The sequence below is a fragment of the Peteryoungia aggregata LMG 23059 genome, from assembly GCF_030814435.1.
Taxonomy (GTDB): domain Bacteria; phylum Pseudomonadota; class Alphaproteobacteria; order Rhizobiales; family Rhizobiaceae; genus Allorhizobium; species Allorhizobium aggregatum.
This window is the reverse complement of the sequence record NZ_JAUSUW010000001.1, coordinates 466,752-492,215: the sequence shown is the minus strand read 5'-3', so window position 1 is coordinate 492,215 and position 25,464 is coordinate 466,752. Positions and strand designations below refer to the sequence as shown.

Below are 25,464 nucleotides of genomic sequence, written 5' to 3'. Positions count from 1 at the left end.
CGCCTCAGTACGCGTCAGCGTTATCGATATTGAAATTGTAGAGCTTGCGGGCAGAGCCGTAGCGCTTGAACTCCTCCGGCTTCACATCGGTGATGCCGGCCTTTTCGAGAAGCTCGGCCAGCTTTTCCAGATGTTTCGGCTTCATCTGCTTTTCGATGCAATCGGCGCCGAGGCTTTTGACCGTGCCGCGCACGAAGAGCTTGGCCTCATAGAGACTGTCGCCCAGCGCTTCGCCGGCATCGCCACAGACGACGAGATGACCTGATTGCCCCATGAAGGCCGACATATGGCCGATCGAGCCTCTGACGACGATGTCGATGCCCTTCATCGAAATGCCGCAGCGCGAGGCGGCATTGCCCTTGATGACGAGCAGACCGCCGCGACCGGTGGCGCCGGCATATTGCGAGGCGTCGCCCTCGATGATCACGGTGCCAGACATCATGTTTTCGGCGACCCCCGGCCCTGCCGATCCATGCACGGTGACGGTACCGCCGTCGTTCATGCCGGCGCAGTAATAGCCGACGGAGCCTTTCACCTCGACGGTGACGGCGGTATCGATCCCGACAGCCACGGCGTGATGGCCGCGCGGGTTAACGACTTCGAAGGCAGTATCATTGGTGCCGGCGCTGAGCGCGTGAAGGGCGCTGTTCAGTTCACGCAGCGGCGTCTGAGAAAGATCGAAAACAGGCATGGAGCAAACTTTCGTGTCGTGTGAGGCGAGGCTTCAGGCGGCCTTGTCGTGATCCCAGAAATAGACGGTTGCCGGTTCCGGCTCCCAGACGCGGGCGGTCTCGATGCCCGGGAGATTGACGAGCGCACGGTATTCCGAACCGAAGGCGACATACTGGTCGGTCTCGGCCATGACGGCAGGTTTGCAGGCGATGGGATCGCGCACCACGCCAAAGCCGGATTTCGTGCCGACGACAAAGGTGAAGAAGCCGTCGAGATCGTCCAGCGCACCGGTCAGCGCCTGGCCCAGATCCTTGCCCTTGGCCATCTCGGCGGTCAGATAGGCGGCGGCGACTTCACTGTCGTTCTGCGTCTCGAAGGTCATGCCTTCGCGGATCAGTTCACGGCGCAGGTTGTTGTGGTTCGACAGCGAGCCATTGTGCACCAGGCACTGGTCGGCTCCGGTCGAAAAGGGATGGGCACCCAGCGTGGTGACGGCGCTTTCTGTCGCCATGCGGGTGTGGCCAATACCGTGTGTGCCGCCCATGGTGCGGACGTCGAAGCGGGAGACGACATCCTTCGGCAGGCCGATTTCCTTGAAGATTTCGACGCTCTCGCCCGAACCCATGATGCGGGTATCCGGGCGGATGGACGACAGCACGGCGCGGATATCCGGCAGTTGAGCCGCGTCGATGGAAATGACGGCATGGGTGCTTTTCACGACAACGGAGGCCGCAATGCCGGCTTTCTCCAGATCATCGGCCAGACCGTCGAAATCCGAGCCCGGATTGGCCGACTGGATGGTGACTTTCGCCTTGCCGCCGGCGGTTCCGCCATAGATCGCGATCCCTGCCGAATCCGGACCCCGGTCGGTCATGATGATCAACATATCCGAAAGCAGGTCCCCGAGCCGGGGTTCCAGTGTCTTGTCCTTGAGGAACAAACCAACAATGCCGCACATGGCCGCAATCTCCATTTCTCGATGAAGACAGGCCTAGCAGCGCCCCAGAGGGAAATCAATCCTTGGGAATAAATTTTTCTTTTAAGGCAACTATCGTTGTTGTGGATAGGAGATGATTGACAGGTAGCGGGCCGGAAGCTTCACCAGCTCTTCCGGGCCGTGCGGCGCATCGGCATCGAAGAACAGGCTGTCGCCTGCCTCCATCCGGTAGAGGCTTTCGCCGTGCCGATAGACCACTTCGCCCTCCAGCATGTAGAGAAACTCCATGCCCTCATGCTGGAAGGTCGGAAAGATATCCGAGGAGGCGTTCAGCGTGATGAGATAGGGCTCGACGATCACGCCGGATGTATTGTTCTCGATATGGCCGAGCAGGCTGTAATGGTGGCCGGCACGGGTGCCGCGCCGCTCCAGATGAACGCCCTCTCCTGATTTCACGAAGCTTGCGCTGCGCGGTTCTTCAAAGCCGCGAAAGAAGGCGGTGAGGGGCACGCCCAGCGCCTTGGACAGAGCCTGCAGCGTTGTGAGCGATGGCGAGATATTGCCGTTTTCGATCTTGGACAGCATGCCGACGGACATGCCGGTTGCCACTGCCATATCGGCAACGGTGATGCCGAGCTTCTTGCGATAGGTGCGCACTTCATGGCCGATCGCCAGCTCCAGATTGTTGGCGCGTGGCTCGCGGACGGCATGCGGGTCCTGGGCGAGGGGTGGAATGCTCGGGGCCTTCCCATTCTTTGTGCCTTTGGCCATCCTACTCTCCCTCCATCACCACAGTCAGTCTTCATGTCATGCGTCTGGTTGCTCTAGCGGATTTTGGCGTCAGGCCAAAATGGTCTTTGAAGGCACGGGAGAAATGCGATGCGCTGGAAAAGCCCGTCGCGAAGGCGAGTTCGGAAATCGACAGCGGGCTTTGCTCCAGCAGGCGGCGGGCGTGATCCAGCCGGATGCGGTGATAGCTGTCATGGAAGCTGATGCCGAGATGTTCTGCGAACAGCCTGTCCAGATGGCGGGCGCTGATACCCGCCAGTCTTGCCATGCTTTTCCGGTCGAGCGGTTGCTCGATGGTGGCTTCCATTTTTTCCAGCACGGTGATGAGCGCGGGATGATGGGTGCCGAAACGTTCGCTCGACGATCCACGCTGCGGGGCGGTCGGTTCGGCGATGGCCGTATGCAGATACCAGTCGCTGACGCGCCTGGCGAAGGCCGATCCGATGCGGGCAGCGATGAGGGCATGCATCATGTCCAGAGGTGCCACGCCGCCACCGCAGGTGACCCGGTCGCCATCCAGCACATAGCGGGCCTGGCGAGGCGACAGGTGGGGAAAGGCCTCGCGCATGGCGGGCGCATGTTCCCAGTGGATGGTGAAGTCGTGTCCGTCGAGCAGCCCGGCTGCGGCGAGCAGAAAGGCGCCGCTCGAAATACCACCGATGCGCGCGCCCTGACGCGCCAGCCGTCGCAGCACCGGGTGCAAGGCGGTTGTCTCGTTCCAGTCTTCGGGGTTGCCTCCGGCGACCACGAAGATGGTGTGGCATTTGGTGCCGGCGATCGCGAGATCCTCGCAAGGGATCGCAAATCCGGACGAGCAGGGCATGGGGCGACCGCCGAGCGAGAGCGGTACGGTCTCGTAAAGTGCAGTCTGCGCAATCAGGTTCGCGGCACGCAGGGGTTCGGTCGCCGAGGCATAGGACATCAGAGCGAAATTCGGCGTCAACACGAAGCCATAGCGCTGCAGGGATGTGGTGGATGCAAGATTCATGTCTCGAATCTAACCTGAAGCGGCTCCATTTTGCAATTCAAGAGGTGGATTGCCTCCTACGCTGGGGACATTCTCCTGAGACTTGGCGGACGCGGATGCGATATTCGGCACTTTCGATCTTTCTCAACGGCCTCTTCGGCAACCGCAACTGGGCAGCTCATTGGCGCCAGCCGGAACCGAAGCCGCATTATGACGTGATCATCGTCGGTGGCGGCGGGCATGGACTGGCCACCGCCTATTACCTGTCGAAGACCTTCGGCATCCGTAACATTGCCGTTCTGGAAAAGGGTTACATCGGCTCCGGCAATGTCGGGCGCAATACAACGATTATCCGCTCCAACTATCTGCTGCCCGGCAACAATCCCTTCTACGAGTTTTCGATGAAGCTCTGGGAAGGGCTGGAGCAGGATTTCAATTTCAACGCCATGGTTTCGCAGCGCGGCGTGCTCAATCTCTTTCATTCCGATGCGCAGCGCGATGCCTATACGCGGCGTGGCAATGCCATGCACCTGCATGGTGTGGATGCGGACCTGCTTGACCGCGCCGCCGTGCGTTCCATGCTGCCCTTCTTCGATTACGACAATGCCCGTTTCCCGATCCAGGGCGGGTTGTTGCAAAAGCGAGGCGGCACGGTGCGCCATGATGCGGTGGCCTGGGGCTATGCCCGAGGTGCCGATGCCCATGGCGTCGATATTATCCAGAATTGCGAGGTGACCGACATTCGCCGCGACGGCGGCAAGGCGGTCGGGGTGGAGACCACGCGCGGCTTTATCGGCTGCGGCAAGCTTGCGCTGGCAGCTGCCGGCAATTCCTCGCGTGTGGCGCAGATGGCCGATCTGAAGCTGCCGATGGAAAGCCATGTCTTGCAGGCCTTTGTTTCGGAAGGCTTGAAGCCCTTTATCGATGGCGTCGTGACCTTCGGTGCCGGCCATTTCTACGTCTCGCAATCGGACAAGGGCGGGCTCGTCTTCGGCGGTGACATCGACGGCTATAATTCCTATGCCCAGCGCGGCAATCTTGCGACCGTCGAACATGTGACGGAGGCCGGCAAGGCGATGATCCCGGCGCTGTCGCGCATTCGGGTTCTCAGGTCCTGGGGCGGCATCATGGACATGTCGATGGATGGATCGCCGATCATCGACCGGGTGCATCTCGACAATCTCTATCTGAATTCCGGCTGGTGCTACGGCGGCTTCAAGGCAACGCCGGCATCTGGCTATTGTTTTGCCCATCTGATTGCCCGTGATGAGCCGCATGAGACGGCGCGCGCCTTCCGGCTGGATCGTTTCCGGCGCGGTAATGTGATCGATGAAAAGGGCCAGGGCGCCCAGCCGAACCTTCACTGATTTTTTCGAAAGCGCAACCGATGGCCAGTCGTATCCCTTGCCCGCATTGCGGGCTTCGACCAAAGGAAGAGTTCACCGTGAAAGGAGCAGTCCTGCCGCGTCCGGCAGCCGATGCGGGGCAGGATGCCTGGCATGATTATGTCTATCTGCGCGACAATCCACGCGGTGCCTATGAAGAATACTGGCACCATACATCCGGTTGCCGCCGCTGGCTGGTGGTGTCACGTGATACGGCAACGCATGAGATCTATGCCTGCCACGATGCAGCCGATGCAAAGGCGGTGCGCGCATGACCTCCTATCGCCTTGCAGGCGGCGGCCTGATCAACCGGCAGATGCCGCAAAGTTTCACCTTTGATGGCCGGGCCATGACCGGTTTTGCCGGCGACACGCTGGCTTCAGCCCTTCTTGCCAATGGCCGGCAACTGGTCGGGCGCAGTTTTAAATATCACCGACCGCGCGGCGTGCTGACGGCTGGATCGGCAGAGCCCAACGCGCTGATGACGATTGGCCGGGGCGGGCGCACGGAGCCGAACACCCGTGCAACCATGGTCGAACTATACGAAGGGCTCGAGGCGCAAAGCCAGAACCGCTGGCCCTCGCTCGAGCATGATATCGGCGCGGTCAACGGGCTTTTGTCGCCCTTCCTGTCGGCTGGCTTCTACTACAAGACCTTCATGTGGCCGGCAAAATTCTGGGAAAAGCTCTATGAGCCGGTGATCCGCCGGGCAGCCGGTCTTGGCCGCGCCACCTATGAGGCGGATCCGGACACCTATGAGAAATGCTGGGCGCATTGCGACCTGCTGGTCATCGGTGCCGGGGCGACGGGCCTGATGGCAGCCCTTACCGCCGGGCGTGCCGGGCTTCGGGTGATCCTGCTTGATGAGAATGCAGCCCTTGGCGGCTATCTTCTCTCAGAAACCGCGCTCATTGATGGGCGCCCGGCATCCGCCTTCGTGCAAGCGACCGTGGATGAGCTTGAAAGCCTCGCCAATGTCCAGGTGATGGCGCGCACCACTACCTTTGGTTGGTATGACGGGCAGGTGTTTGGCGCGGTCGAGCGGGTACAAAAACATGTGGCGGTTCCGGATGCCACGCGTCCCGTGGAGCGCCTGTGGCGTATTGCGGCGAAGAAAGCCATTCTGGCCACCGGCGCCGAAGAACGTCCGTTGGTGTTTGGCGGCAATGATGTTCCGGGCGTCATGATGGCTGGCGCTATGCGCAGCTATCTCAATCGCTATGCGGTGGCGCCTGGCAAGAGGGTGGCGGTCTTCACCACCAATGACAGCGGCTATGCGCTGGCGAATGATCTTGAGGCGTCAGGCGTAAATGTCGCTGCAATCGTCGACAGCCGGCGCGATGCGGCCATCGCTTACTCCGGCAAGGCGCAGCTGGTGCGCGGTGGCTTTGTGTCGAATGTGCAGGGCAGCAAGGCCGTCGAAGGCATCGAGATCTGGCGCGAAGGCCAGCGGGAGACGCTCGACATCGATAGTCTCGCCATGTCCGGCGGGTTTTCGCCGGTCATTCATCTGGCCTGCCATCGCGGCGGAAAACCCCGCTGGTCGGATGAGCATTCAGCCTTTCTCGCGCCGGAGGGTTTGCCGGACCTCACGCTTGCGGGATCGGCTGCCGGTGTCTTCGGCCTGCAGGCGGTGATGATATCAGGGGCAAAGGCGGCCGAGGCGGCTCTTGCCGATCTTGGTGTCGCCCATGACAGCGTGGCTATGCCTCTTGTCGAGGGGGAGATTGTTCCAGCACCGGCCAAGCCGCTCTGGTCGATCCCCGGCATCAAGGCCAAGGCCTTTGTCGACTACCAGAATGATGTGCATCTGAAGGATCTGGGGCTCGCCGTACAGGAAGGCTATGGCCATGTGGAACTTGCCAAGCGCTATACGACGAATGGCATGGCGACCGATCAGGGCAAGCTTTCCAATGTGAATGCCATCGGCCTGCTGGCGGAAGCGCGGCGCATTGCGCCGGCAGAGGTTGGCACCACGACGTTTCGCCCCTTCTATACGCCTGTGTCGTTTGGCGCGCTGGCCGGTGCATCGCATGGCAAGCACTTCCAGCCGGTGCGCAGATCACCGCTGCATGGCTGGGCTGAGAAGAATGGCGCGACATTCGTCGAAACCGGTCTCTGGTATCGCTCCGCCTGGTTTCCAAGGGCCGGCGAAACCGGCTGGCGTGAAAGCGTTGACCGCGAAGTGAAGACGATCCGCTCAGCGGTCGGGATCTGCGATGCTTCCATGCTCGGCAAGATCGAGATCTGCGGGACGGATGCAGCGGAGTTTCTCAACCGCATCTATTGCAACCCCTTCCTGAAACTGCCGGTCGGCAAGGCGCGCTATGGCTTGATGCTGCGTGAGGATGGCTTCATCTACGACGACGGCACCACCAGCCGGATGGCCGAGGATCGCTATTTCATGACGACAACGACAGCCTACGCGGCTGGCGTGATGAACCATCTGGAGTTTTGCGCGCAGGCGCTGTGGCCGGAACTGGATGTGCGGCTGGCCTCCGTCACCGACCAGTGGGCGCAGATGGCGGTGGCGGGGCCGAAATCCCGCGCCGTGCTTGAGCAGATTGTCGATGACGATATTTCCAGCGATGCCTTTCCCTATCTCGGCGCCAAAGACGTATCGCTGCTTGGCGGACGCCTGAAGGGTCGGCTGTTTCGCATCTCGTTTTCCGGTGAACTGGCCTTTGAGCTCGCCGTGCCGGCTGATTTCGGCGAAAGCATTGCTGACGCCGTGATGCTGGCTGGCAAGGCGCATGGCATCTGCGCCTATGGTGTGGAGGCGCTCTCGGTGCTGCGCATCGAAAAGGGTCATGTGACCCATAACGAGATCAATGGCACCGTGGTGCCGGCTGATCTCGGCTTTGGAAAGATGGTCTCGACCGCCAAGCCGGATTTCATCGGCAGGCAGATGGTCGGGCGCGAAGGGCTTGTCGATGCGATGCGGCCGCAACTGGTTGGCGTCGTGCCGCTCGATCCGGCCGTCAGTTTCCGCAGCGGCGCGCATATCCTGAAGAAGGATGCTGCGGCGACGCTGGAAAACGACGAAGGCTATGTGACGTCCAGCTGTTTTTCACCGCATGTCGGCTCCACCATCGGCCTTGCCCTCGTCAAGGGTGGTGCATCGCGCCATGGCGAGGAGGTGCAGATCTGGAATGGTCTGCGCAATGAGTTTGCCATGGGGTGCCTCGTCAGCCCTGTGTTTGTCGATCCCGCAAACGAGAAACTCCATGTCTGATCTCATTCACGCGCCGATGAACATCGTGCCTGTCCAACTCCTTCGCCGCCACGCGGTCGTGTCGGTCGCCGAGGGCGCATTCGCCGGTCTCTCGATCGAGCTTGTGGCGCAAGACAGCATCCTTCAGCTGATGGCACGTCCGGGCTCAGTCAGCGAGGCGGAGATCTTGGCTGTGATACAGGAAGTGCTCGGTTCGTCTAAGAGCTGGGATTTGCGTGTCTTCGGCCCTGGCCAATGGTTTTTGCTATGCGAAGCAATCGACATTGCAGATCTGCTACAGCAAAAATTCGGTGCGGGAGTATCCGTCGTAGATCAGAGCCATGGCCGTTGCCGGATCCGTATCAGCGGTTCGGCGGTGCTGGAATTGTTGCCCAAAGGAACGGGAGTCGATCTCGATATCCGCGAGTTCCCGATCGGCAGGACTGCTGCAACCCTGTTCGGCCACCACGGTGTTGTGCTCACCCGCAACGGCCCGAAGAGCTTTGAGGTGCTTGTCCTGCGCAGCCTGGCGGAAAGCCTGATGGACGAGTTTCGTCTGCTGGCCGCAGGGACTGGCTGAAGGCCGGTCCCTTGGGCGCTCACAACTAGTGCTTCGACGCTAGAGACCGGCAAAGACGAGCACTGCGAGCACCAGGGCGGCCAGGAAGACCGTGTCCGCAACCAATAGGCCGATGGCTCTGCCGCCGATCTTGAAGACTTCCGGCAGTGAGGTTTTCACTCCCACGGCAGCGATGGCAACCAGAAGCGCCCAACGGGAGATGGTGCCGGCCCAGTCCGCGATCATCGGCGGAATGGAAACCAGAGAGTTCAGTCCGGCTAGAATCAGGAAGGCAACGACAAAGCCCGGCAGCAAAGGCGGTCGCTTCACGTCGCTGGTTATGGTGCGGCGGAAGGCGAGTGCCGCCACAAGAACCACCGGCGCCAGCATGGTCACGCGGATCAGCTTGACGAAGACGGCCGTCTCGCCGGCAGGTACCGAAACCGAGAACCCGGCGCCTGCCACCTGGGCGACATCGTGGATCGTCGCACCGAGAAAGATCCCGGTCTGATGGTCATCAAGTCCGGCAAGGCTTGCCACGATCGGGTAGAAGATCATCGCCAGCGTCGAGAGCATGGTCACGCCGATCACCGTGAAGACCATCTGCTGGTCAGCTTCCTTGCTGCGCGTACTGCCCAGCGCTGCCGAGATCGCCATGGCCGCCGAGGCGCCGCAGATCGCCACCGCCCCGCCCGTCAGAAAGCCGAATGCCGCCCCCTGGTTCGTTAGGCGAGCCGCCAGCAGGCCGAAGAGGATGGTGAGGGCAACGGCTGCGACGATCATTGCGATCACCGCAGCGCCGAGTTCGGCGAACATTGCGACACTCACGCGCAGCCCGAGGAGAGCGATCCCGATCCTCAATACCGTGCGCGAGGCGAAGTCCAGTCCCTCAGCGGTCTTCGGATCCTCGGCCAGGAAGTGCAGGGCAAGGCCAATCAGAATTGCCAGCAACATCGCCGGGGCGCCGTAGTGCTCGGAAAGGAACGCTGATGCGAGTGCGATCAGGATCGTCACCGACAGGCCGGGAAAGAGACGGCGCCAACGATGCTGCAGGACCGCATGAGGCTGATCCCGCTCCGGATCGGGCGAGGCTGATGAGGGAACGGACATGAAACACCTTTGAGAAGCCGCCCTGCGGAGAGAATGTCGCGGATGCGAGGGGCGAAAATGGGGATGCGCGGGGCGACCGCGCATCCCCTGTCGATCAGTTTAGATCAGCGGCGCGTTCGGCGTCGACTGCTTTCTGAGCGTCTGCAACTGCTGCGGTGAACTGGTCAAACACTTCGGCACCGCCGGTGACATTCGTCTTGAACCAGTCGAAGACGGGCGCGACGGCGGTCTTGAAGGCTTCCTTCTCGGCAGGCGTCGGCACGTAGATCTGACCGCCGGCCTTGGCGAAGTCCTGATATGCGGCGATTTCCTTGCGTTTCGGAGAGGCGAAGGTCGCCTGCTGTAGGGCGGCAAAGCCATCGACGACGATCTGCTTCTGCTCCGGTGTCAGACCCTGGAAGCGGTCGTTCGACATCCACCAGAAGGCGCCCATATAGCTGTGGCCGTCGAGCGTCAGATATTTCAGGCCTGCATCCGGGAACTTCATCGACATGATGTCGGTGATGCCGTTGGCCGTGCCTTCGACAACGCCTGTCTGCAGCGAGGTGAAGAGTTCCGGCCACGGGATCGGGGTCGGCGCTGCACCCACTGCGGTCGCAACCTGCTGCGGCAGATCGGCCGGCACCGTGCGCATCTTCAGGCCCTTGAGATCGGCCGGCGACTTCACCGCCTGCTTGGTATTGGCATAATTGCGCCAGCCACCGGTATTCCCGATCGTCATGAGGCGGATCTTGTTGTCGCTGTCGGTAAGCGCCCGCTCACGCAGCTTGCGGGTGAAGTCACCGGTCAGAACCGCTTCTGCCACGCGGTCGTCGCTCATCAGGTAGGGCAGGTCGAGGACCTGGATATAGGGGAAGAGGCCGGCTGCACCGCCAGACGTCGAGATGTAGACGTCGAGCGAGCCGTCGGCGATGCCCTGGAGGCATTCTTCACCCGTGGCGCAGAGCTGCGTGCCCATGAAGATCTCGACGGCGATCGCACCATTCGAGGCGTTCTCGATATAGTTCTTGAAGACCACGAGGCCGTCATAGTCCTCGTCGTTCTCGTTGGAATTGGCGGTGGCGCGCAGGGTGATATCGGCTGCCTGCGCCACTCCCGTGATCGTCAATGCGCTGGCGAGCAGCAGGGTCTTGAACATGGACTTGAGCATTCTGGTTCCTCCCGTTTTCTCAAGTTAGTCGACGAAGCCCGCAAGGCGCGGGACCGTTAGGGTCAGGGCGGGGAAATAGGTGATCAAGAAGATCACCACGATTTCCGCCAAGAGAAATGGCATGACGGCCTTGGCCACCGTCTCGACCTTCAGTCCGGAGACCGAGGACGTGACGAAGAGAACAAGGCCCATCGGCGGGGTCAACAGGCCGACGGTCAGGTTTACGACCATGATGATCGCGAAATGGACCGGATCAACGCCCAGCGAGGTGAAGATCGGCCCGAGAATCGGTCCCAGCACGATGATGGCCGGACCCGCGTCCAGGAACATGCCAACGACGAACAACAGGATGTTGACAAGGAAGAGCAGGACGAGCGGGTTGTCGCTGAGGCTGAGGAACAGGTCGGCCAGCAGTTCCGGCGTATGGGCAAGCGATGCCACCGTCTTGAAGGCCATGGCTGCCCCGATCAGCAGAAGCACGACGGCGGATGTCATCGCCGCGCGCATCAGAATGCCCGGGATATCCTTGAACTTCAGTGTGCCGATGACGAAGAGGCCGAGGAAGAAGGCGTAACCGGCGGCAATCGCCGCGGCTTCCGTCGGCGTGAAGACGCCGCCGAGGATGCCGCCCATGATGATGACAGGCGTTAGCAGCGGCCAGAAAGCGCCGATCATCGCCCGGCCACGGTCGCGCCAGGAGGCGCGCTTGGTAGCGGCCGGCAGATCGTAATGGTTGGCCAGCAGCCGGATCATCACCATCAGGCTGATGCCGATGAGGATGCCGGGCACGATGCCGGCGAGGAAGAGGGCAGCAACGCTTTCACCCATCACATAGGCATAGATGATCATGATGCCCGAGGGCGGAATGATCGGGCCGATAATGGCAGATGCCGCCGTGATGCCGGCCGCGAAGCGGCGGGTATAGCCTTCCTTCTCCATGGCCGGGATCAGCATGGCGCCGAGTGCGGAAACGTCAGCGACGGCAGAACCGGAAATGCCGGCGAACATCATGGAATCCACGACGTTGACCTGGGCCAGGCCGCCGCGCATGTGGCCGACCATGGATTGGGCAAAGCGCACGATGCGGACGGTTATGCCCGCCCGGTTCATCAGTTCCCCAGTTAGCATGAAGAAGGGGATGGCCATCAGCGGGAAGCTGTCCATGCCCGCATAGATGTTGCGGTAGAGCAGCACGATGTCGCGCTCCTGGCCGTTCCACCAGAGGATAAGAGCAGGTGCTGCTATCAGGCCGAAGACGATCGGCAGGCCGAAGAGCAGGAAGACGATGAAGAGAGGAAGGAAAAGGCTCAGCATCATTCTGCTCCCAGCTGTCCGGCGATGCGGATCGGGGTCAGCTCCCGGTCATGGCCCGTCAGCTTCAGGAGTGTTCTCAGGACGAGTTCTATGTTGACCACAAACATCAGGGTGATGCCGACCGCGAGCGACGCCATCATCCAGCCGCGCGGCACCTTCATCCAGGTCGAGAGATCGAATGAGGTCGGAACGGCGATGGCGGCCATCGCGAAACGGCCACCGATCCCGGTGACTTCACTCCAGCCGATGCGCATGCCGACATAGAGCACGATTCCGATCAGCAGGAGGAACATCAGGCTGATCAAGGCGGACAGAAGGCGCGGCAGGTTTTCGAGGATCAGGCCAATGGCGACAAAACCGCCCTGGCGGAAGGCAGTCGGTACAAGTAGTCCCGTCATCCAGAGCATCAGGAAGCGCGAGGCCTCCTCGCTCCAGGGCAGGGCGTTGCCGAGAAAGTAGCGGAAGAAGACCTGCATCAGCATGAAGAACAGCATGATGCCGAGAGCGCCGGCGCCCAGCCATAGGCCGACCATCAGCACGGCGGCGTTGAGCCGGCCGAGCAGGTTGGTCAGGTTCGATAATGCTGTCATGTCTCCACCCGTCTTTTTCATCGGCCAATTCGCGAGACTATCGAAGACTACACCTCGCCGCACAAACACGGCTGTTCCAGTTTCAGGCCGCGGCGGAGTAAAATCCTCCTTGCGGCACTTGTTCCAGATGGTCCCCAATTGCCTCGCCGCGCATGCCAGGCATGCACCGACGACCTCCTCCCAAACTCCCAGCTCAGACCGCGAAGCGTCCGAACCGTCCTCCCGAGAAGCACAGCGGTTCTCCCTGCCGATGTGCGACCCTTAACACCCTGCCGATGATGATCGTGTGATCACCGGCGTCATGCTGCGCCTGCTCGGCGCATTCGAAACGCGCGAGCGTGCCCGGCAGAACCGGGACGCCTTCGTCGTTGAACCTGACCTCGATCCCGTCGAAGCCATTGCCGCCGCGTGTGAAGGCGGCGCTCAGGTGGTCCTGATCCGCACCGAGCACGTGGATCGCGAAATGGCGGGCACCCGTAAAGGCGCCGTACCGCGACGAACTCTTGGCCGGTGACCAGAGCACCAGAGGCGGATCGAGCGACACCGAGGCAAAGCTGTTCACCGTCATGCCAATCGGACCGTCTGAGGTCGTTGCGGTCACCACGGTCACTCCCGTGGTGAAGCTGCCCAGCGCGTTGCGAAAGGCACGATGATTGTCGGCGCCCGGAACGAAGACGGCCTCCAACGCATGGATGTCATTGGCTGCCATCATCAGGCGACCTCCCGGCCGATCGCAAGCGTGTAAAGCTCGAACCAGGTCTGGCGATCCATCTCAAGCTTGGTCGCGTCTGCAATCTTGGCAATACGATCGAGCGAATTGGTGCCCATGACCGGCATGATGGCTGCCGGATGGCGCAGCAGCCAGGCAACGGCAACTGCCGTTTCATCGACGCCGTGTTCTGCGCCGATCCGCTTGAGGGCTGCGAGAAGTTCCGGCTTCGAGCCGTCCATCAGACGCCCACCGCCGAGCGGCGACCAGGCCATCGGGGGAACCATGCGCTCCTGGAGATAGGCCAGATCGCCGTTCACGAAGGTGTCGGTTGCGAGCAGACTCATCTCGATCTGGTTGGTGACGAGATTGTTCTCCATCGACGACTGCAAGAGCGAGAAGTCCCAGGGGCGGAAGTTGGAAACGCCGACGGCGCGGACCTTGCCGGAGGCGACGAGCGCATCGAGAGCCGGGCCTGTTTCGTCGGGATCAATCAGTGGATCGGGGCGGTGGATCAGAAGGAGATCGAGATGGTCGGTGCCCATGTCGGTGAGCGAGGCTTCGACTGACGCCGTGATGTGAGCCGCCGACGTGTCGTAGTATTTCACCCGCGCTGCCGAGTGCCGGCCAACAGGTGCGACGATATCGCATTTGGTGACGATCTCGAGCTTGTCGCGCAGGCCGGGCGAGGCCTTGAGCGCGTTGCCCAGCACGGCTTCTGCCGTGTAGCCGCCATAGATGTCAGCCTGGTCCATCGTTGTGATGCCCTGGGCGAGGCAGGCCTCGATCTTGGCCTGGACGTGTTTGGGTGAGGTGTCGGCATCGTCGCCGATGCGCCACATGCCGTAAACGAGGCGGCTGAAGGTTAGGTCTGGGGTGAGATTGACGCGCTGCATCAGCGGCGAACTCCATTTCCGAGAGGTGTGGGCGGCGTTTCCGAGGGAACGCGGCCATAAGCATGAGGAAGCGAGACGGTCTTCAATTCCGGCAGCACCTTGGTGCCGAAGTGAACCGCCTCGTCGATATGCGGATATCCTGACAGGATGAAGGCGCGGATACCCACTTTTCTGTAGGCTTCGAGTTCCGAGAGGATCTGGTCGGTCGAACCGACAAGGGCGGCACCACAGCCGGAGCGGGCGCGGCCGATGCCGGTCCACATATGCGGCTCGATATAGCCGAACTGGTCGGCGAGTTCCCGGGCGCGGGCCTGATGGGCGACGCCGAGCGAGATCGAGTCATGCGCGCGGTCGCGGATCAGCTTGCCGTATTCGTCATCGAGCTTTGAGACGATGTATTCGGCGTATTCGCGGGCTTCCTTCTCCGTGTCGCGCACGATCATGTGGACACGCAGACCGTAATCCAGCGTGCGACCATGGGCTTCGGCGCGCGCATGCACAGCCTTCATGCGTTCCGCGAGCTGGTCCTTCTTCTCCGGCCACATCAGATAGACGTCGCATTGCGCACCGCAGAGCTCGAGGGCATCGGGTGAGTAGCCGCCGAAATAGAGCAGGGGGCCACCATTCTGCTGGTAGGGGCGGGCGGGTTCGGTCGAAACGCCCTTGAACTGGTATACCTCGCCTTCGTGGTCGATGGTGTCGCGGGTCCAGGCCTGGCGCAGGATCTCGACCACCTCATGGCTGCGCTTGTAGCGGAAGGCGCTGTCGGCGACTTCGCCGGGGAAGTCCGAGCTGATGACGTTGAGTGTCAGGCGACCCTTCAGCATGTGGTCGAGGGTCGCCACGGTTCGCGCCAGCATGATCGGCTGCATCTCGCCGCAGCGGATGGCGGCCAGCATGTTGATCTTCGATGTGATCGGCGCGCAACCGGCAACGAAGCTCAACGTGTCCTGGCCGACCTGGTAGGACGAGGGGCAAAGGATGTTGCGGAAGCCAAGCTGCTCGGCCTTCTGGACGATGTCGGAGCAATGTTCCCAGCTTGAGCGCAGGGCCCCATCCGGCACGCCGAGAAATTGATAATCGTCAGAGCAGAGGGCGGCGAACCACGACACTTCCGCGCCATCGAGATCGGCCGATGTGACGGGCACGACAGTCATTGAGGTCTCCTCCAAGGCTCCAACTTTCCTCTTGCCTAACACCCGATTTGATGTAGATCAATAGTGTATCAATTTTTTCTTGGGCGTACCGAAGTGCCACAGAACCCCGCAACGCAGCCGCCCGGCAGCCTTCCGATCTATGTCCAGATCACCGAACTCCTGGTGCGCGACATCGCGGCAGGGCGGCTGATCGATGGCGAAAAACTGCCGCCGGAACGGGACATGGCCGAAGAGCTTGGGATTGCCGTCGGCACGCTGCGCAAGGCATTGGCAGAGCTGCAGAATCGCGGGCTTCTGGAGCGCATACAGGGCTCCGGCAATTACATCAGGGCGATCTCCGATCCGAAGTCGGTCTACGCGATGTTCCGGCTGGAACTCCTCGGCGGAGGCGGTTTGCCAACGGCTGAGATCCTCTCGATCGATCGCCTGCCGAAGCCTTCGGAACTGCCCAGTTTTGGCAGTTCCACAGAGGCGCATCGCATCCGGCGTCTGCGCCGTCTCTCCGGCAAACCGGCGGCGCTTGAGGAGATCTGGCTCGACGGCTCCTATGTCGAGACGATCGATCTCGAAGCGGTGTCGGAATCCCTCTATCTCTTCTACCGCACCAAGCTCTCGCTCTGGATCGCCCGGGCGGAAGACCAGATCGGCCTCGACGTCGTGCCGGATTGGGCGCCTGCGAGCTTTGGGCAGGCGGTCGGTGCGCCGGTCACACACATTCAACGCATCAGCCAGGACCAGGAGGGCGTCCGCGCGGAAGTCTCGCGGACCTGGCTTGATCACACCGTCGCCCGCTACGTCGCGCGGCTGAAATGACAGGGCCGCGGGGAGCGGTCCAATCCAGGAGGAAAGAGTGACAGGACTTCAATACGGGATCATCGGATGCGGCATGATGGGGCAGGAGCATCTGCGCAATATCGCACTCCTGCCGGATGCGTCGGTGGCGGCAATCTTCGAGCCGGATGCTGGCATGCGTGCGCTCTCTGCCGAGGCGGTCCCTGATGCGAAGATGGTTGCGTCGATCGAAGAACTGCTCGGCGTCGAGGGGGTGAATTGCCTGCTGATCGCAAGCCCCAACTATCTGCATCTCGAACAACTCGAAAAGATCGCCGCGATCCGCCCTCTGCCGGTGCTGGTCGAAAAGCCGCTCTTCACCGATCCGGCCGATGCGCCCCGCCTTGCAGCGCTCCGCGCCGCCTATCCGGCGCCGATCTGGGTTGCCATGGAATACCGCTACATGCCGCCCGTTGCCCGGATGATCGAGCAGGCGGACGAGGCGACCGGCGGCATCCGCATGCTGACCATCCGCGAGCACCGTTTCCCCTTCCTCGAGAAGGTTGGCGACTGGAACCGCTTCAACCGCAATACTGGTGGAACGCTGGTGGAGAAATGCTGCCACTTCTTCGACCTGATGCGGCATATCCTGAAATCCGATCCCGTGCGTGTCATGGCGTCTGGCGGGCAGTCGGTGAACCATCTCGACGAGGTCTATGATGGCAAGCCTTCCGACATCTGGGACAACGCCTATGTCATCGTCGACTTTGCCTCGGGTGCCCGCGCCATGCTGGAGCTCTGCATGTTCGCCGAAGGTGCCCGCTATCAGGAAGAGATTTCGGCGGTCGGGCCGAATGGCAAGATCGAGTGCCTGGTTCCCGGCCCGGGTCGCTTCTGGCCCGAGCATCTTGGCGAGCCGCCGATCGCCCAGGTGATCGTCTCCCCACGTGATCCGAAGGGGCCGCATGTCGTCGAGATACCCGTCGATCCGCAATTGCTCGAAGCCGGCGACCACAACGGCTCGACCTTCTACCAGCATCAACGCTTCCAGAAGGCTGTTTTCGGGCAGCAGCCGGTCGAGGTGGCACTCGATGATGGCTGGTGGGCGGTTGCCATGGGACTTGCCGCACAGCGTTCTGCCGAAACAGGGCAGGCGGTGCCCTTCCCGCAGATATTCTCTCCGCGCTAGCCAGGACGCCGAAGCGCGGGGAGTAATTCTGCTTGGTTAGCTCAAGATTTGGGGCAATTATGCCCCCATCCGGTCTGCGAGATGCATGACCTCGAGAGCGGATTTTGCCACCATATCGGCGCCGATGCTCCCGAAAGCGCGCGGGTTCTTCATCACCGCAGGGCCGCCGACGGCGATTTTCATCTTGCTCATGCCCCGGTTGGACTGCACCCGACGGATCGCTTCGGCGCATTCGTCGACCTCGTCCACGCGGCCTACAGAAATTCCAAGCAGCGCATAGGAGGAATTGGACAGGCGCATGTAGAGGCTGTCATCGAGCTCCAGGTCGGCGCCGCCGTCCACGTCCCAGCCCATGTCGCGGAAACAGGAGGCGACGATGGAGACGCCGATCGTGTGCATGGCGCCACGTGTCCGTGCCAGCAGCACCCGACGCGCCTTCTGGCGGTCTCGGATTGCCTGGCTGCGGTTCTGGGAGAGATGGTTGACGATCATCCCGAGCCGGGTGGACGCCACTGCCACCTGTATGAAGTCGGTTTCATCATTGCACCAGAGCCGACCAAGATGTGCGGCGACCGGTGAAAACAGCTGAATGGCCAGCGTGTGCATCGGCAGGTCGCTGCGTTGCAATTCCTCAATGATATCTCTGTGCCCACGTGGGTCATGCTCGATGAGCGCTTGAGTGAGCGCCGCACGAAACGTGATCGCCTTCTCTGTGCCCGGTAATTCACGGGCCTTTGGATCAAGCTCTGGATGAAGATGGAAATCGACCTCTGCCGGGACGTCGCCATCCTGCATGCCGATCGTCAGGTTCGAATGGCCAGCGCCAACAAGCCGCGGTACGGATCCCCGTATCGCGCTTTCCAGTATGCGCTGCTCCAGGCTGGTAAGCCTCACATCGCCTCTGGTCGGTCCTGACTTACCTTCACCCGTGGACGGAGGTTCTTCCGCCCTTTCGAGCGGCCCCTCCTTCTTGTCGTCCCCCATGTCACCCTCCCGATCATCGGCCTGGGCGGATCCGCTCTTCCCGATGGGATATTAGTGCATTCCTGCGCCGCCGCCAAACTCCTCGTAGTCGTATACGCAGCATTTAGTCCCGTGGTTTAGTTTTAACGATCCTCGGCGCGGTGCAGGCGCGTCGGCTGTTCCTGTTGGCCGGCCCGGGCGGTGCGGCGAACCTCACCATGCCCGCGGGCGATGCCGCTGCCACCGTGGACGGTGGCCACGATGTGCCGTGCCGTCAGTCTGGCCTCTTCATACATGTCTTCGGCGCTCGCCTGGGCGATGAACGTGTCTGGGAGCGTCAATGTGCGTATCGCGCAGCGCCCGTCGAGCATGCCCCTGTTCGCCAGGTGATGCAGAACAAGTGCCCCGAAGCCGCCGGTGGCCCCTTCCTCAACGGTCACCAGCATGTCGTGGCCGTCGACCAGATCAGCAAGCAGGGCAGCGTCGAGCGGCTTGGCGAAGCGGGCATCGGCCACGGTGGCGGAAATACCTTCGAGTCCAAGCAGGCGCCTCGCCTTCAGACAATCGGCAAGCCGGGTCCCGAAGGAAAGGAGTGCCACCTGGCTTCCGCGCTCCAGGATGCGGCCCCGGCCGATTGGCAGTGGTTCGCCCCTCATCGGCAGGGGGACGCCGGTGCCTTCTCCCCGGGGATAGCGAAAGGCGATGGGCCCCTGATCGTGCGCCGCTGCCGTTGCCACCATGTGCACCAGTTCTGCCTCGTCGCTGGCCGCCATGACGGTGAAACCCGGCAGGTTGGCGAGATAGAGGATGTCGAAGGCGCCTGCATGGGTCGGGCCATCCGCGCCGACCAGTCCTGCACGGTCAATCGCAAAGCGTACGGGAAGCTGCTGCAGGGCGACATCGTGGACAATCTGGTCGTATGCCCTTTGCAGGAAGGTCGAGTAGATCGCGCAGAAGGGTTTCATGCCGCTCGCGGCCAGCCCTGCTGCGAAGGTGACGGCGTGCTGTTCGGCGATGCCCACGTCGAAGGCGCGATCTGGAAAGGCCGCCTGGAACCGGTCGATGCCCGTGCCGGCGGCCATGGCCGCCGTGATCGCGACGATGCGTTCGTCGGCTTTCGCCTCTTGGATCAGCGCGTCTGCGAAGACGCGGGTATAGCTCGGTGCTTTCGCCTCAACCTTCACCTGCACACCGGTCGACACGTCAAAGGGATTGACGCCGTGATACTTGTCCGTCGCCCGCTCCGCCGGGCCATAGCCAGCGCCCTTGCGTGTCGTCACATGCAACAGGACCGGCGCGGTTGCCGTGTCCCGCAGCTCCTCGAGAAGGGGAAGGAGAGTGTCGAGGTCATGACCATCCACCGGTCCGCGATATTCAAAGCCGAAATTCTGGAAAACGTTGCTTGCTGAAGGTTCCGTCCCCTTGCGAATGGCCGCCAGATGGTTGGACAGCGCGCCCGTGGACGCGGATATGGACATGTCGTTGTCGTTGAGGATCACGATGAGCGGGCGGCCCGAGTTTCCGGCATTGTTCAGCGCCTCGAAAGCCATGCCGGCCGACATTGCGCCGTCACCGATGACGCAAACGACATGACCCGCCTCGCCCTTCAGGTCGCGGGCCGCAGCAAATCCCAGCCCGGCGGAAATCGAGGTGGAGGAATGGGCCGCGCCGAACGGATCGAAACTGCTTTCGCTGCGGCGGGTAAAGCCCGAAAGCCCGTTCTTCTTGCGCAGGCTGCGCATTTTTCCACGGCGCCCTGTGAGGATCTTGTGCGGATAGCACTGATGGCTGACATCCCAGATGATCGTGTCGCGGGGGGCTTTGAAAACACTGTGGATGGCGACGGTCAGTTCGATGACGCCAAGACTTGAACCGAGATGGCCGCCGGTTTCCGAAACGATCCGAAGCGTCTCGTCCCGCAACTCTTGCGCCAGCCGACAGAGCTCCTCGCTGCGCATGCCCTTCAGATCGTCCGGTGATCGCACCTGGTCGAGCAAAGGGGTGGCGACGTCATTCGCACAGGACAGGCCCACGGTGCTCTCCTCCCACGAAAGAGCCCATTTCTTCGGAGCATGTCGCTTCAAGAGTGCCATGCGGCACGCTCGGCGAGGATTACCCGAGAATGGATCAACACGTGCATCTTCGGAGAAGATGAGGGATATGTAAACTTTTTTTTACACTTCGATGTCGAATTCCGCCGGAAATGTTATTCCGGCGGAACAAGCCTGTGCTCAGGGAGCCGGGCTGAAGGTTTTCAGGTAGGCGATGACGTCGGTGATTTCCTTCGGATCCTTGAGGCCCGCGAAGGCCATGCGCGTACCCTTCACCACCCCGCGCGGGTTGGCGAGATAGGCAGTCAGCTGTGCATCGTCCCAGACCTTGTCGGCGCCGAAGTCGACCATGGCCTTGGAGTATTTGAAGCCCTCCACGATGCCCGGCTGGCGACCGATCACGCCCTGCAGCGAGGGGCCGACTTTTGATTTATCGCTGTTGACGTTGTGACAGGCGCTGCATTTCTTGAACACGGTCTCGCCGGCCGCCACATCGCCCTCCTGGGCAAAAGCGCTTGAAGACAGCAAGAGTGCTGCGGCTGTGCATGCGGCTGCAATTATCCTCGACATGTGTGACCTCCCATGGCATCGCGGATGAAAATCATATGTAATGCTGGCATGACATTCGACCATCGCCGCTCCTGCGGCGTATGGGCGTCTCGGGGCCTGAAGCCGTCTGCGGAACCAGGGTCCAGACTCAGTACTTGCATGAATACGCAAATTCACCGGGAGCCGGATCATGGCCGCAGTCGTCTTTATCGTCATTGTCTTCATCGCGGCTTCGAGCGGCGCGCTGTTCAAGCCAGGCGAATGGTACGAAGGGCTGCGGAAACCCGGCTGGACGCCGCCGAAGTGGGCCTTTCCCGTCGTGTGGTCGATCCTCTATGTCGCGATCGGCTATGCTGGCTGGCTCGTGTGGTCCACGGCCGGCTGGTCTCTTCCTCTCGTAATCTGGGGCGTGCAGATGGTTGCCAATGCGCTCTGGTCCTTCTTCTTCTTCGGCATGCGTCGCATGGACCTCGCCTTGATCGATGTTTCGGTGCTCTGGCTGTCGATCGCACTGTTCATCATCATGGCGTGGTCGGTTGCACCGCTGGCATCGCTGCTGTTCGTTCCCTATCTCGCCTGGGTGACCGCCGCCGCAACGCTCAATCACTCCGTCCGGCGCCTCAATCCCGAGGCGTGATCGGTCAACCTCAGTCGCAAGTCGACAAGGAACGCAATCAGCGAGATGCCCAGCAACAGCGCCTGCCATGCGATCGGTCCCTGGCGCGTTGCGATGCCGAAGGCGGCGAGCAGGCAGCTTCCCGAAACGGCGTTCGGCATCAGTCGCACCAACACTGTCCCCGGGGATGGTGAACGGAGCCCGGCAACCAGGATTGTCGACCAGAGCACGGCGATTGCCACGACGCTGATCCAGCCAGACAGAAAGAACTGCGTCAGCCATGCTGTCATCTCTGGCCTGCCGGCAAACCGAAGAGTTGGGCGAGGTCCTTGGCGAAGACGCGTAGATGCGCCATCGGATCGCGCTTCACCAGGCGTTTGTTGAGATAGGACTCCCAGGTGAGGCGCTGGACATCCGGGTCGGCGCACATCGCCACGAACTTTTCGCGCAGCCGGTCGTTGCGGTACCAGATGGCCTGCATAATGCCGAGAATCAGAAACACCCGCCCATGGTCGCGCATGAAGTCCCGTCGCGCTTCCCGCAAGGCGCCGACACTGTTGGTAACGAGCGATTTGTGCACCGCCTCTGCCGAAAGGCGACCGCAGAGCATTGCGTAATATATGCCTTCGCCCGAGGACGGGGCGACGGTGCCGGCGGCATCCCCGGCCAGAACCACGGTGCGGCCATTGTCCCAGCGTTTCATCGGCTTCAGCGGCAGCGGGGCTCCCTCGCGTCGGATCACCCTGCAGTCGCCAAGGCCGGCAGCGATCTTCAATCGCGTCGTCGCCTCGCGAATATTGTGCCCCTTGACGGCGGTCCCGGTGCCGATGCTGGTTTGCCCGCCATGAGGGAAGACCCAGCCGTAGAAATCAGGCGAGATGCCGCCATCATAGACGACGTCGCAACGATCGGCCCGGAATACGCCGGGGTCTGCGTCCACCGGGCTTTCGACGATCTCGTGGTAGGCAAAGACATAAGGGGGCTTGCGGGAGGCCGGAAACATCAACCGTCGTACGGCGGAGTTTGCGCCGTCCGCGCCGATCACGCGGCGCGCGGCAATGTGTGTCGTGGCCTGATCGGCATCCGGAGCGGACGGAGAAACTGTCAATTCGAGCATGCCGTCGCGACGCTCATATAGGTCTTCCAGCTTTCCTGTCAGCCGCTCCGCTCCGGCCTCGGCCGTGCGTTGTCGCAGATACGGATCAAAGCTGGCGCGATCGACCATGCCCACATAGCCGATATCGCCGATCGTCATGTCGACGGTCCTTCCGGAGGGGGCGATGATGCGGGCGGCATTGGCACGTGCGACAAGTTGTGTTTCAGGGATGCCGAAGTCGACGAGTGCCCGGGATGGGATGGCGCCGCCGCAGGGCTTGATGCGATTGTCCGGGTCTACCAGGACGATGCTGTGCCCCTTCTCCGCAAGGCGTTCGGCTGCCATGGCCCCGCAGGGGCCCCCGCCGATGACGGCAACGTCATAGATCTTTTGCATTGCGGTTCTCCCTGCCGGGGTGTCCCGGCTCGCGGGTTCATTCTCCGGGCATGATGGCGGCGTTGGGCATGCTGTTCGACGTGCTGGGAACGCCCTGCCGGCCGATCCGCGTGGCGACCAGGGCCGAGATCAGAAAGAGACCTGCCTCGATCGTGAAGACGGCGGCAAAGGCGAGCGCGTCGCTGGCGGTGAACCAGCGGCCGAGATCCAGCGCCACTGTCCCGAGAATGCCGCCCAGTCCAAATGCGATTGCCTGGGCCGCACCCCAGATACCCATGCGCATGCCGTAGTTGGATTTCCGTCCGCGTCCGGCGAGGATCATCATGGTTCCGACTGCTGCGACCGCAAAGGCGCCGTTGGCCGCTCCCAGCAGGAAGATGTTGATTTCGAGGGGCCAGAGGGGCGCCGATTGTGTCGAGAGGGCGAGCGCTGCAAGCGCCAATGCCGAGCCGAAACAACCTCCCGTGATGAAGTGGCGCGACAGATCCGGGAAGCGCTTGCCGAAAAGAGCACCCGAGAGCCCGACGAGGATCATGCCCAGCAGAACGCCGGCATGTTGTGTTCCCGAAAGCGCCGTGGTTTCTCCCGGTGTCATTGCAAAAAGTAGCCCTGCATAGGGCTCGAGGATCAGGTCCTGCGTCGCGAAGGCGAGCATCGAGAGAAAGATGAACAGGGTGAAGAGGCGCGCCTCCCGATCATCGCGCACGTCTTGCAGGCTGTCGCGGAAGCTAGTGACGATCGGCCGTTCGTCCTGGCTGTCCACGGATGGTCTGGCTTCCATCCCGGCGACGCCGATCATGCCGACGACACAGGCGACCAGACCCGTGATCGCCGTGACCAGGATCAGCCGATCGTGGGAGTAGGGGTCTAGCTGGGATCCGACCAGCACCGAGGTGACGATGATCCCTGTTATCATCAGCATCCAGGTGATGGTCGCGGCTGCCGCCCGTCGTTCGACCGCTGTTTTCATGGCGATCAGCGCGAGCAGTGACGTGCCGGAGGCCCCGATGCCGATGCCGATCAGCGTATAGGCGAGGAAGGCCGCAGCAAGGCCGATCAGGAAGGCCTGTTCGAAAAGAAGCGTGGTGGCGGCGGCGCCGGTGCCCGCGATGGCAAGAAGTGCTAGCCCTCCGAGGATCCAGCGGGTCCGCGACCGTCCGGTGTCGGACTTGTGGCCCCAGAGCGGACGCGTGATCTGCACGCCGTAGTGCAGACCGACGAGAAGGCCGGGGATGACCGCCGCCAGACCGAGTTCCACGATCATGACGCGGTTGAGTGTCGATGTCGTCAATACCACGATGGCCCCCAGGGCGGCCTGAACGAGACCGAGCCGGATGATCGACAACCAGCTCAATCCGATTGTCCCATGGCCCGCCTTCGTGTTCCCGGTCTCAAGTCGCATGGCCGAACTCCTAGACACCGGTGCCTGATGGCAGCGGTAGGGAGCCAAGAGCGACGGCTGCTGCCATCATGCCGCTGACATAGAGGCCGACGCCGACGGCCGAGTACCAGACCGCCTTGCCCTCCGGGTCCCGCAGGAAGCGGATCATGCAGAGCATCTGCAGGGCGAGAACTGCGCCGACAAGTGCCGCGCCGGTCGCAAGGCCCGCCAATGCCAACAGAAGGATCACTCCGGCCTGCGTGGTCGCCATCACCAGACAGGCGATCCGGGCCGCGTTGCGCGCGCCGTGCAGGACCGGGAGCGTGTCGACACCCATCTGGCGGTCGCCCTTGATCGACTTGAAGTCGTTCAGTGTCAGGATCCCGTGGGCACCGAGCCCGTAAAGCAGGGCTGTCATTATGGTGAGCGCTGAAGGCGTTTGGCCAAGCGTTGCCGCCGCCGCGGTGATCCAGGGCAGGGTCTCGTAACTCAGACCCACCACGCCGTTGCCGATCCAGCCGTTCTGCTTGAAGCGGAAGGGCGGGGCGCTGTAGGCCCAGGCGAGGGCCAGGCCGACGAGGGCGGCGATGAAGACCAGCGATCCGAGCAGGCTGGCGACTGCCATCGACAGAACAGACATCACGATGGCGACAAACAGCCCCCATTGGCCCGGCATGCGGCCGGAGGGGATGACCCGGTCCGGTTCATTGATGGCGTCGACATGGCGATCGAACCAGTCGTTGACCGCCTGGCTCGTGCCGCAAAGCAGTGGTCCTGCAAGCAGAATGCCGAGCGCCACTGGCAACCAGCGCTCGCCGACCCCAGCGCCGGTGGCAACCGCGCCGCAGGCAAAGGCCCACATCGGCGGAAACCAGGTGATTGGCTTCAACAGCGCAATCACCGCCCGAGGGGACGGATACGAGGCTGCCGACACGTGTGAAGGGATCTGGGCCATGGATGAAGGCTAAGCCGCACCCAAGGATGTGTCAACTTAAATTGACAG

General features: G+C 62.1%; 25 protein-coding genes. 7 read left to right on the top strand and 18 right to left on the bottom strand.

All coding sequences use genetic code 11. The features are described from left to right. Positions 1-4: 4 nt before the first annotated feature. The 4 genes from J2045_RS02355 to J2045_RS02340 all read right to left on the bottom strand — a co-directional run bounded on the left by J2045_RS02355 (position 5) and on the right by J2045_RS02340 (position 3,386). Positions 5-691: a GXGXG domain-containing protein gene (locus J2045_RS02355; protein ID WP_307368926.1), complete on the bottom strand. Its 687-nt coding sequence runs from the start codon at positions 689-691 to the stop codon at positions 5-7. 33 nt (positions 692-724) lie between these two features. Next, the gene (locus tag J2045_RS02350) at positions 725-1,630 is read right to left on the bottom strand and encodes a class II glutamine amidotransferase (RefSeq protein ID WP_307368923.1); all 906 of its coding nucleotides are present in this window, start codon (positions 1,628-1,630) and stop codon (positions 725-727) included. 90 nt (positions 1,631-1,720) lie between these two features. Then, positions 1,721-2,380 carry a helix-turn-helix domain-containing protein gene (locus J2045_RS02345; RefSeq protein ID WP_307368920.1) on the bottom strand — a complete coding sequence of 220 codons (660 nt, stop codon included), beginning with the start codon at positions 2,378-2,380 and terminating at the stop codon, positions 1,721-1,723. 31 nt (positions 2,381-2,411) lie between these two features. Further along, the gene (locus J2045_RS02340) at positions 2,412-3,386 is read right to left on the bottom strand and encodes a GlxA family transcriptional regulator (protein WP_307368917.1); all 975 of its coding nucleotides are present in this window, start codon (positions 3,384-3,386) and stop codon (positions 2,412-2,414) included. A 95-nt stretch (positions 3,387-3,481) separates the two neighbouring features. On the opposite strand from J2045_RS02340, the gene J2045_RS02335 reads away from it, so the two are divergent. The 4 genes from J2045_RS02335 to J2045_RS02320 are packed head-to-tail and all read left to right on the top strand — an operon-like array spanning position 3,482 to position 8,544. Next, positions 3,482-4,732 carry a sarcosine oxidase subunit beta family protein gene (locus J2045_RS02335; protein WP_307368914.1) on the top strand — a complete coding sequence of 417 codons (1,251 nt, stop codon included), beginning with the start codon at positions 3,482-3,484 and terminating at the stop codon, positions 4,730-4,732. Between the two features lie 20 nt (positions 4,733-4,752). Beyond that, positions 4,753-5,025: a sarcosine oxidase subunit delta gene (locus J2045_RS02330; protein ID WP_307368911.1), complete on the top strand. Its 273-nt coding sequence runs from the start codon at positions 4,753-4,755 to the stop codon at positions 5,023-5,025. After that, positions 5,022-7,985 carry a sarcosine oxidase subunit alpha gene (locus J2045_RS02325; RefSeq protein ID WP_307368909.1) on the top strand — a complete coding sequence of 988 codons (2,964 nt, stop codon included), beginning with the start codon at positions 5,022-5,024 and terminating at the stop codon, positions 7,983-7,985. The genes J2045_RS02330 and J2045_RS02325 overlap by 4 nt, the downstream gene beginning before the upstream one ends. Continuing rightward, on the top strand, positions 7,978-8,544 hold the full coding sequence (locus J2045_RS02320; protein WP_307368906.1) for a sarcosine oxidase subunit gamma: 567 nt from the start codon (positions 7,978-7,980) through the stop codon (positions 8,542-8,544). The genes J2045_RS02325 and J2045_RS02320 overlap by 8 nt, the downstream gene beginning before the upstream one ends. 39 nt (positions 8,545-8,583) lie before the next feature. Here the strand turns inward: J2045_RS02320 and J2045_RS02315 are convergent, their stop codons facing one another. The 7 genes from J2045_RS02315 to J2045_RS02285 all read right to left on the bottom strand — a co-directional run bounded on the left by J2045_RS02315 (position 8,584) and on the right by J2045_RS02285 (position 15,449). Then, entirely contained in the window at positions 8,584-9,633 is a 1,050-nt protein-coding gene (locus J2045_RS02315; protein ID WP_307368903.1) for a YeiH family protein, read from the bottom strand. 94 nt (positions 9,634-9,727) lie between these two features. Further along, complete coding sequence (locus J2045_RS02310) at positions 9,728-10,783, bottom strand: TRAP transporter substrate-binding protein (protein WP_307368901.1); 1,056 nt, start codon at positions 10,781-10,783, stop codon at positions 9,728-9,730. Positions 10,784-10,807: 24 nt separating this feature from the next. Then, positions 10,808-12,097: a TRAP transporter large permease gene (locus J2045_RS02305; protein ID WP_307368898.1), complete on the bottom strand. Its 1,290-nt coding sequence runs from the start codon at positions 12,095-12,097 to the stop codon at positions 10,808-10,810. Further along, entirely contained in the window at positions 12,097-12,687 is a 591-nt protein-coding gene (locus J2045_RS02300; protein ID WP_307368895.1) for a TRAP transporter small permease, read from the bottom strand. Before J2045_RS02300 ends, J2045_RS02305 begins: the two co-directional genes overlap by 1 nt. Before the next feature lie 193 nt (positions 12,688-12,880). Then, positions 12,881-13,399, bottom strand: coding sequence for an NADH-dependent FMN reductase SmoA (smoA, locus tag J2045_RS02295; RefSeq protein ID WP_069043217.1), 519 nt, complete (start codon positions 13,397-13,399; stop codon positions 12,881-12,883). Then, complete coding sequence (locus J2045_RS02290; protein WP_307368889.1) at positions 13,399-14,292, bottom strand: aldo/keto reductase; 894 nt, start codon at positions 14,290-14,292, stop codon at positions 13,399-13,401. Before J2045_RS02290 ends, smoA begins: the two co-directional genes overlap by 1 nt. Next, entirely contained in the window at positions 14,292-15,449 is a 1,158-nt protein-coding gene (locus J2045_RS02285; RefSeq protein ID WP_307368888.1) for an LLM class flavin-dependent oxidoreductase, read from the bottom strand. The genes J2045_RS02290 and J2045_RS02285 overlap by 1 nt, the downstream gene beginning before the upstream one ends. 93 nt (positions 15,450-15,542) lie before the next feature. On the opposite strand from J2045_RS02285, the gene J2045_RS02280 reads away from it, so the two are divergent. Together J2045_RS02280 and J2045_RS02275 are read left to right on the top strand one after the other, a co-directional pair. After that, positions 15,543-16,262: a GntR family transcriptional regulator gene (locus J2045_RS02280; RefSeq protein WP_307368886.1), complete on the top strand. Its 720-nt coding sequence runs from the start codon at positions 15,543-15,545 to the stop codon at positions 16,260-16,262. Positions 16,263-16,335: 73 nt separating this feature from the next. After that, complete coding sequence (locus J2045_RS02275) at positions 16,336-17,409, top strand: Gfo/Idh/MocA family protein (protein ID WP_307369242.1); 1,074 nt, start codon at positions 16,336-16,338, stop codon at positions 17,407-17,409. Positions 17,410-17,466: 57 nt separating this feature from the next. Here the strand turns inward: J2045_RS02275 and J2045_RS02270 are convergent, their stop codons facing one another. From J2045_RS02270 to J2045_RS02260, 3 genes are all read right to left on the bottom strand, one after another. After that, a complete protein-coding gene (locus J2045_RS02270; protein ID WP_307368883.1) occupies positions 17,467-18,393 on the bottom strand; it encodes a cobalamin B12-binding domain-containing protein in 927 nt (308 codons plus the stop codon). Between the two features lie 122 nt (positions 18,394-18,515). Continuing rightward, positions 18,516-20,465: a 1-deoxy-D-xylulose-5-phosphate synthase gene (locus J2045_RS02265; protein ID WP_307368880.1), complete on the bottom strand. Its 1,950-nt coding sequence runs from the start codon at positions 20,463-20,465 to the stop codon at positions 18,516-18,518. A gap of 138 nt (positions 20,466-20,603) precedes the next feature. Beyond that, positions 20,604-20,993, bottom strand: a complete 390-nt coding sequence (locus J2045_RS02260; RefSeq protein WP_307368877.1) for a c-type cytochrome — start codon at positions 20,991-20,993, stop codon at positions 20,604-20,606. A gap of 169 nt (positions 20,994-21,162) precedes the next feature. On the opposite strand from J2045_RS02260, the gene J2045_RS02255 reads away from it, so the two are divergent. Beyond that, on the top strand, positions 21,163-21,609 hold the full coding sequence (locus J2045_RS02255; protein WP_307368874.1) for a TspO/MBR family protein: 447 nt from the start codon (positions 21,163-21,165) through the stop codon (positions 21,607-21,609). On the opposite strand, the gene J2045_RS02250 is transcribed toward J2045_RS02255, so the two are convergent. Genes J2045_RS02250 through chlG form a run of 4 tightly spaced genes read right to left on the bottom strand, consistent with a single transcriptional unit; the run spans position 21,576 to position 25,416 of the window. After that, a complete protein-coding gene (locus J2045_RS02250; RefSeq protein WP_307368871.1) occupies positions 21,576-21,878 on the bottom strand; it encodes a hypothetical protein in 303 nt (100 codons plus the stop codon). The genes J2045_RS02255 and J2045_RS02250 overlap by 34 nt on opposite strands. Beyond that, positions 21,875-23,080: a geranylgeranyl diphosphate reductase gene (locus tag J2045_RS02245; protein ID WP_307368868.1), complete on the bottom strand. Its 1,206-nt coding sequence runs from the start codon at positions 23,078-23,080 to the stop codon at positions 21,875-21,877. The genes J2045_RS02250 and J2045_RS02245 overlap by 4 nt, the downstream gene beginning before the upstream one ends. Positions 23,081-23,117: 37 nt before the next feature. Then, positions 23,118-24,482 (bottom strand): BCD family MFS transporter, encoded by a 1,365-nt coding sequence (locus J2045_RS02240; protein ID WP_307368866.1) that lies wholly within the window; start codon positions 24,480-24,482, stop codon positions 23,118-23,120. Between the two features lie 10 nt (positions 24,483-24,492). Next, on the bottom strand, positions 24,493-25,416 hold the full coding sequence (chlG, locus tag J2045_RS02235) for a chlorophyll synthase ChlG (protein WP_307368863.1): 924 nt from the start codon (positions 25,414-25,416) through the stop codon (positions 24,493-24,495). Between the last annotated feature and the right edge of the window lie 48 nt (positions 25,417-25,464).

Bases quoted from the DNA above. Each gene is read 5' to 3' on its own strand.
- J2045_RS02330 (WP_307368911.1), top strand. From the start codon at position 4,753: ATGGCCAGTCGTATCCCTTGCCCGCATTGCGGGCTTCGACCAAAGGAA.
- J2045_RS02275 (WP_307369242.1), top strand. From the start codon at position 16,336: ATGATGGGGCAGGAGCATCTGCGCAATATCGCACTCCTGCCGGATGCG.
- J2045_RS02310 (WP_307368901.1), bottom strand. From the start codon at position 10,783: ATGCTCAAGTCCATGTTCAAGACCCTGCTGCTCGCCAGCGCATTGACG.
- J2045_RS02350 (WP_307368923.1), bottom strand. From the start codon at position 1,630: ATGTGCGGCATTGTTGGTTTGTTCCTCAAGGACAAGACACTGGAACCC.
- J2045_RS02260 (WP_307368877.1), bottom strand. From the start codon at position 20,993: ATGTCGAGGATAATTGCAGCCGCATGCACAGCCGCAGCACTCTTGCTG.
- J2045_RS02290 (WP_307368889.1), bottom strand. From the start codon at position 14,292: ATGCAGCGCGTCAATCTCACCCCAGACCTAACCTTCAGCCGCCTCGTT.
- J2045_RS02315 (WP_307368903.1), bottom strand. From the start codon at position 9,633: ATGTCCGTTCCCTCATCAGCCTCGCCCGATCCGGAGCGGGATCAGCCT.
- J2045_RS02270 (WP_307368883.1), bottom strand. From the start codon at position 18,393: ATGGGGGACGACAAGAAGGAGGGGCCGCTCGAAAGGGCGGAAGAACCT.
- J2045_RS02240 (WP_307368866.1), bottom strand. From the start codon at position 24,482: ATGCGACTTGAGACCGGGAACACGAAGGCGGGCCATGGGACAATCGGA.
- J2045_RS02355 (WP_307368926.1), bottom strand. From the start codon at position 691: ATGCCTGTTTTCGATCTTTCTCAGACGCCGCTGCGTGAACTGAACAGC.
- J2045_RS02245 (WP_307368868.1), bottom strand. From the start codon at position 23,080: ATGCAAAAGATCTATGACGTTGCCGTCATCGGCGGGGGCCCCTGCGGG.
- J2045_RS02300 (WP_307368895.1), bottom strand. From the start codon at position 12,687: ATGACAGCATTATCGAACCTGACCAACCTGCTCGGCCGGCTCAACGCC.
- J2045_RS02320 (WP_307368906.1), top strand. From the start codon at position 7,978: ATGTCTGATCTCATTCACGCGCCGATGAACATCGTGCCTGTCCAACTC.
- smoA (WP_069043217.1), bottom strand. From the start codon at position 13,399: ATGATGGCAGCCAATGACATCCATGCGTTGGAGGCCGTCTTCGTTCCG.
- J2045_RS02335 (WP_307368914.1), top strand. From the start codon at position 3,482: ATGCGATATTCGGCACTTTCGATCTTTCTCAACGGCCTCTTCGGCAAC.
- J2045_RS02285 (WP_307368888.1), bottom strand. From the start codon at position 15,449: ATGACTGTCGTGCCCGTCACATCGGCCGATCTCGATGGCGCGGAAGTG.
- J2045_RS02340 (WP_307368917.1), bottom strand. From the start codon at position 3,386: ATGAATCTTGCATCCACCACATCCCTGCAGCGCTATGGCTTCGTGTTG.
- J2045_RS02305 (WP_307368898.1), bottom strand. From the start codon at position 12,097: ATGCTGAGCCTTTTCCTTCCTCTCTTCATCGTCTTCCTGCTCTTCGGC.
- chlG (WP_307368863.1), bottom strand. From the start codon at position 25,416: ATGGCCCAGATCCCTTCACACGTGTCGGCAGCCTCGTATCCGTCCCCT.
- J2045_RS02325 (WP_307368909.1), top strand. From the start codon at position 5,022: ATGACCTCCTATCGCCTTGCAGGCGGCGGCCTGATCAACCGGCAGATG.
- J2045_RS02255 (WP_307368874.1), top strand. From the start codon at position 21,163: ATGGCCGCAGTCGTCTTTATCGTCATTGTCTTCATCGCGGCTTCGAGC.
- J2045_RS02345 (WP_307368920.1), bottom strand. From the start codon at position 2,380: ATGGCCAAAGGCACAAAGAATGGGAAGGCCCCGAGCATTCCACCCCTC.
- J2045_RS02265 (WP_307368880.1), bottom strand. From the start codon at position 20,465: ATGGCACTCTTGAAGCGACATGCTCCGAAGAAATGGGCTCTTTCGTGG.
- J2045_RS02250 (WP_307368871.1), bottom strand. From the start codon at position 21,878: ATGACAGCATGGCTGACGCAGTTCTTTCTGTCTGGCTGGATCAGCGTC.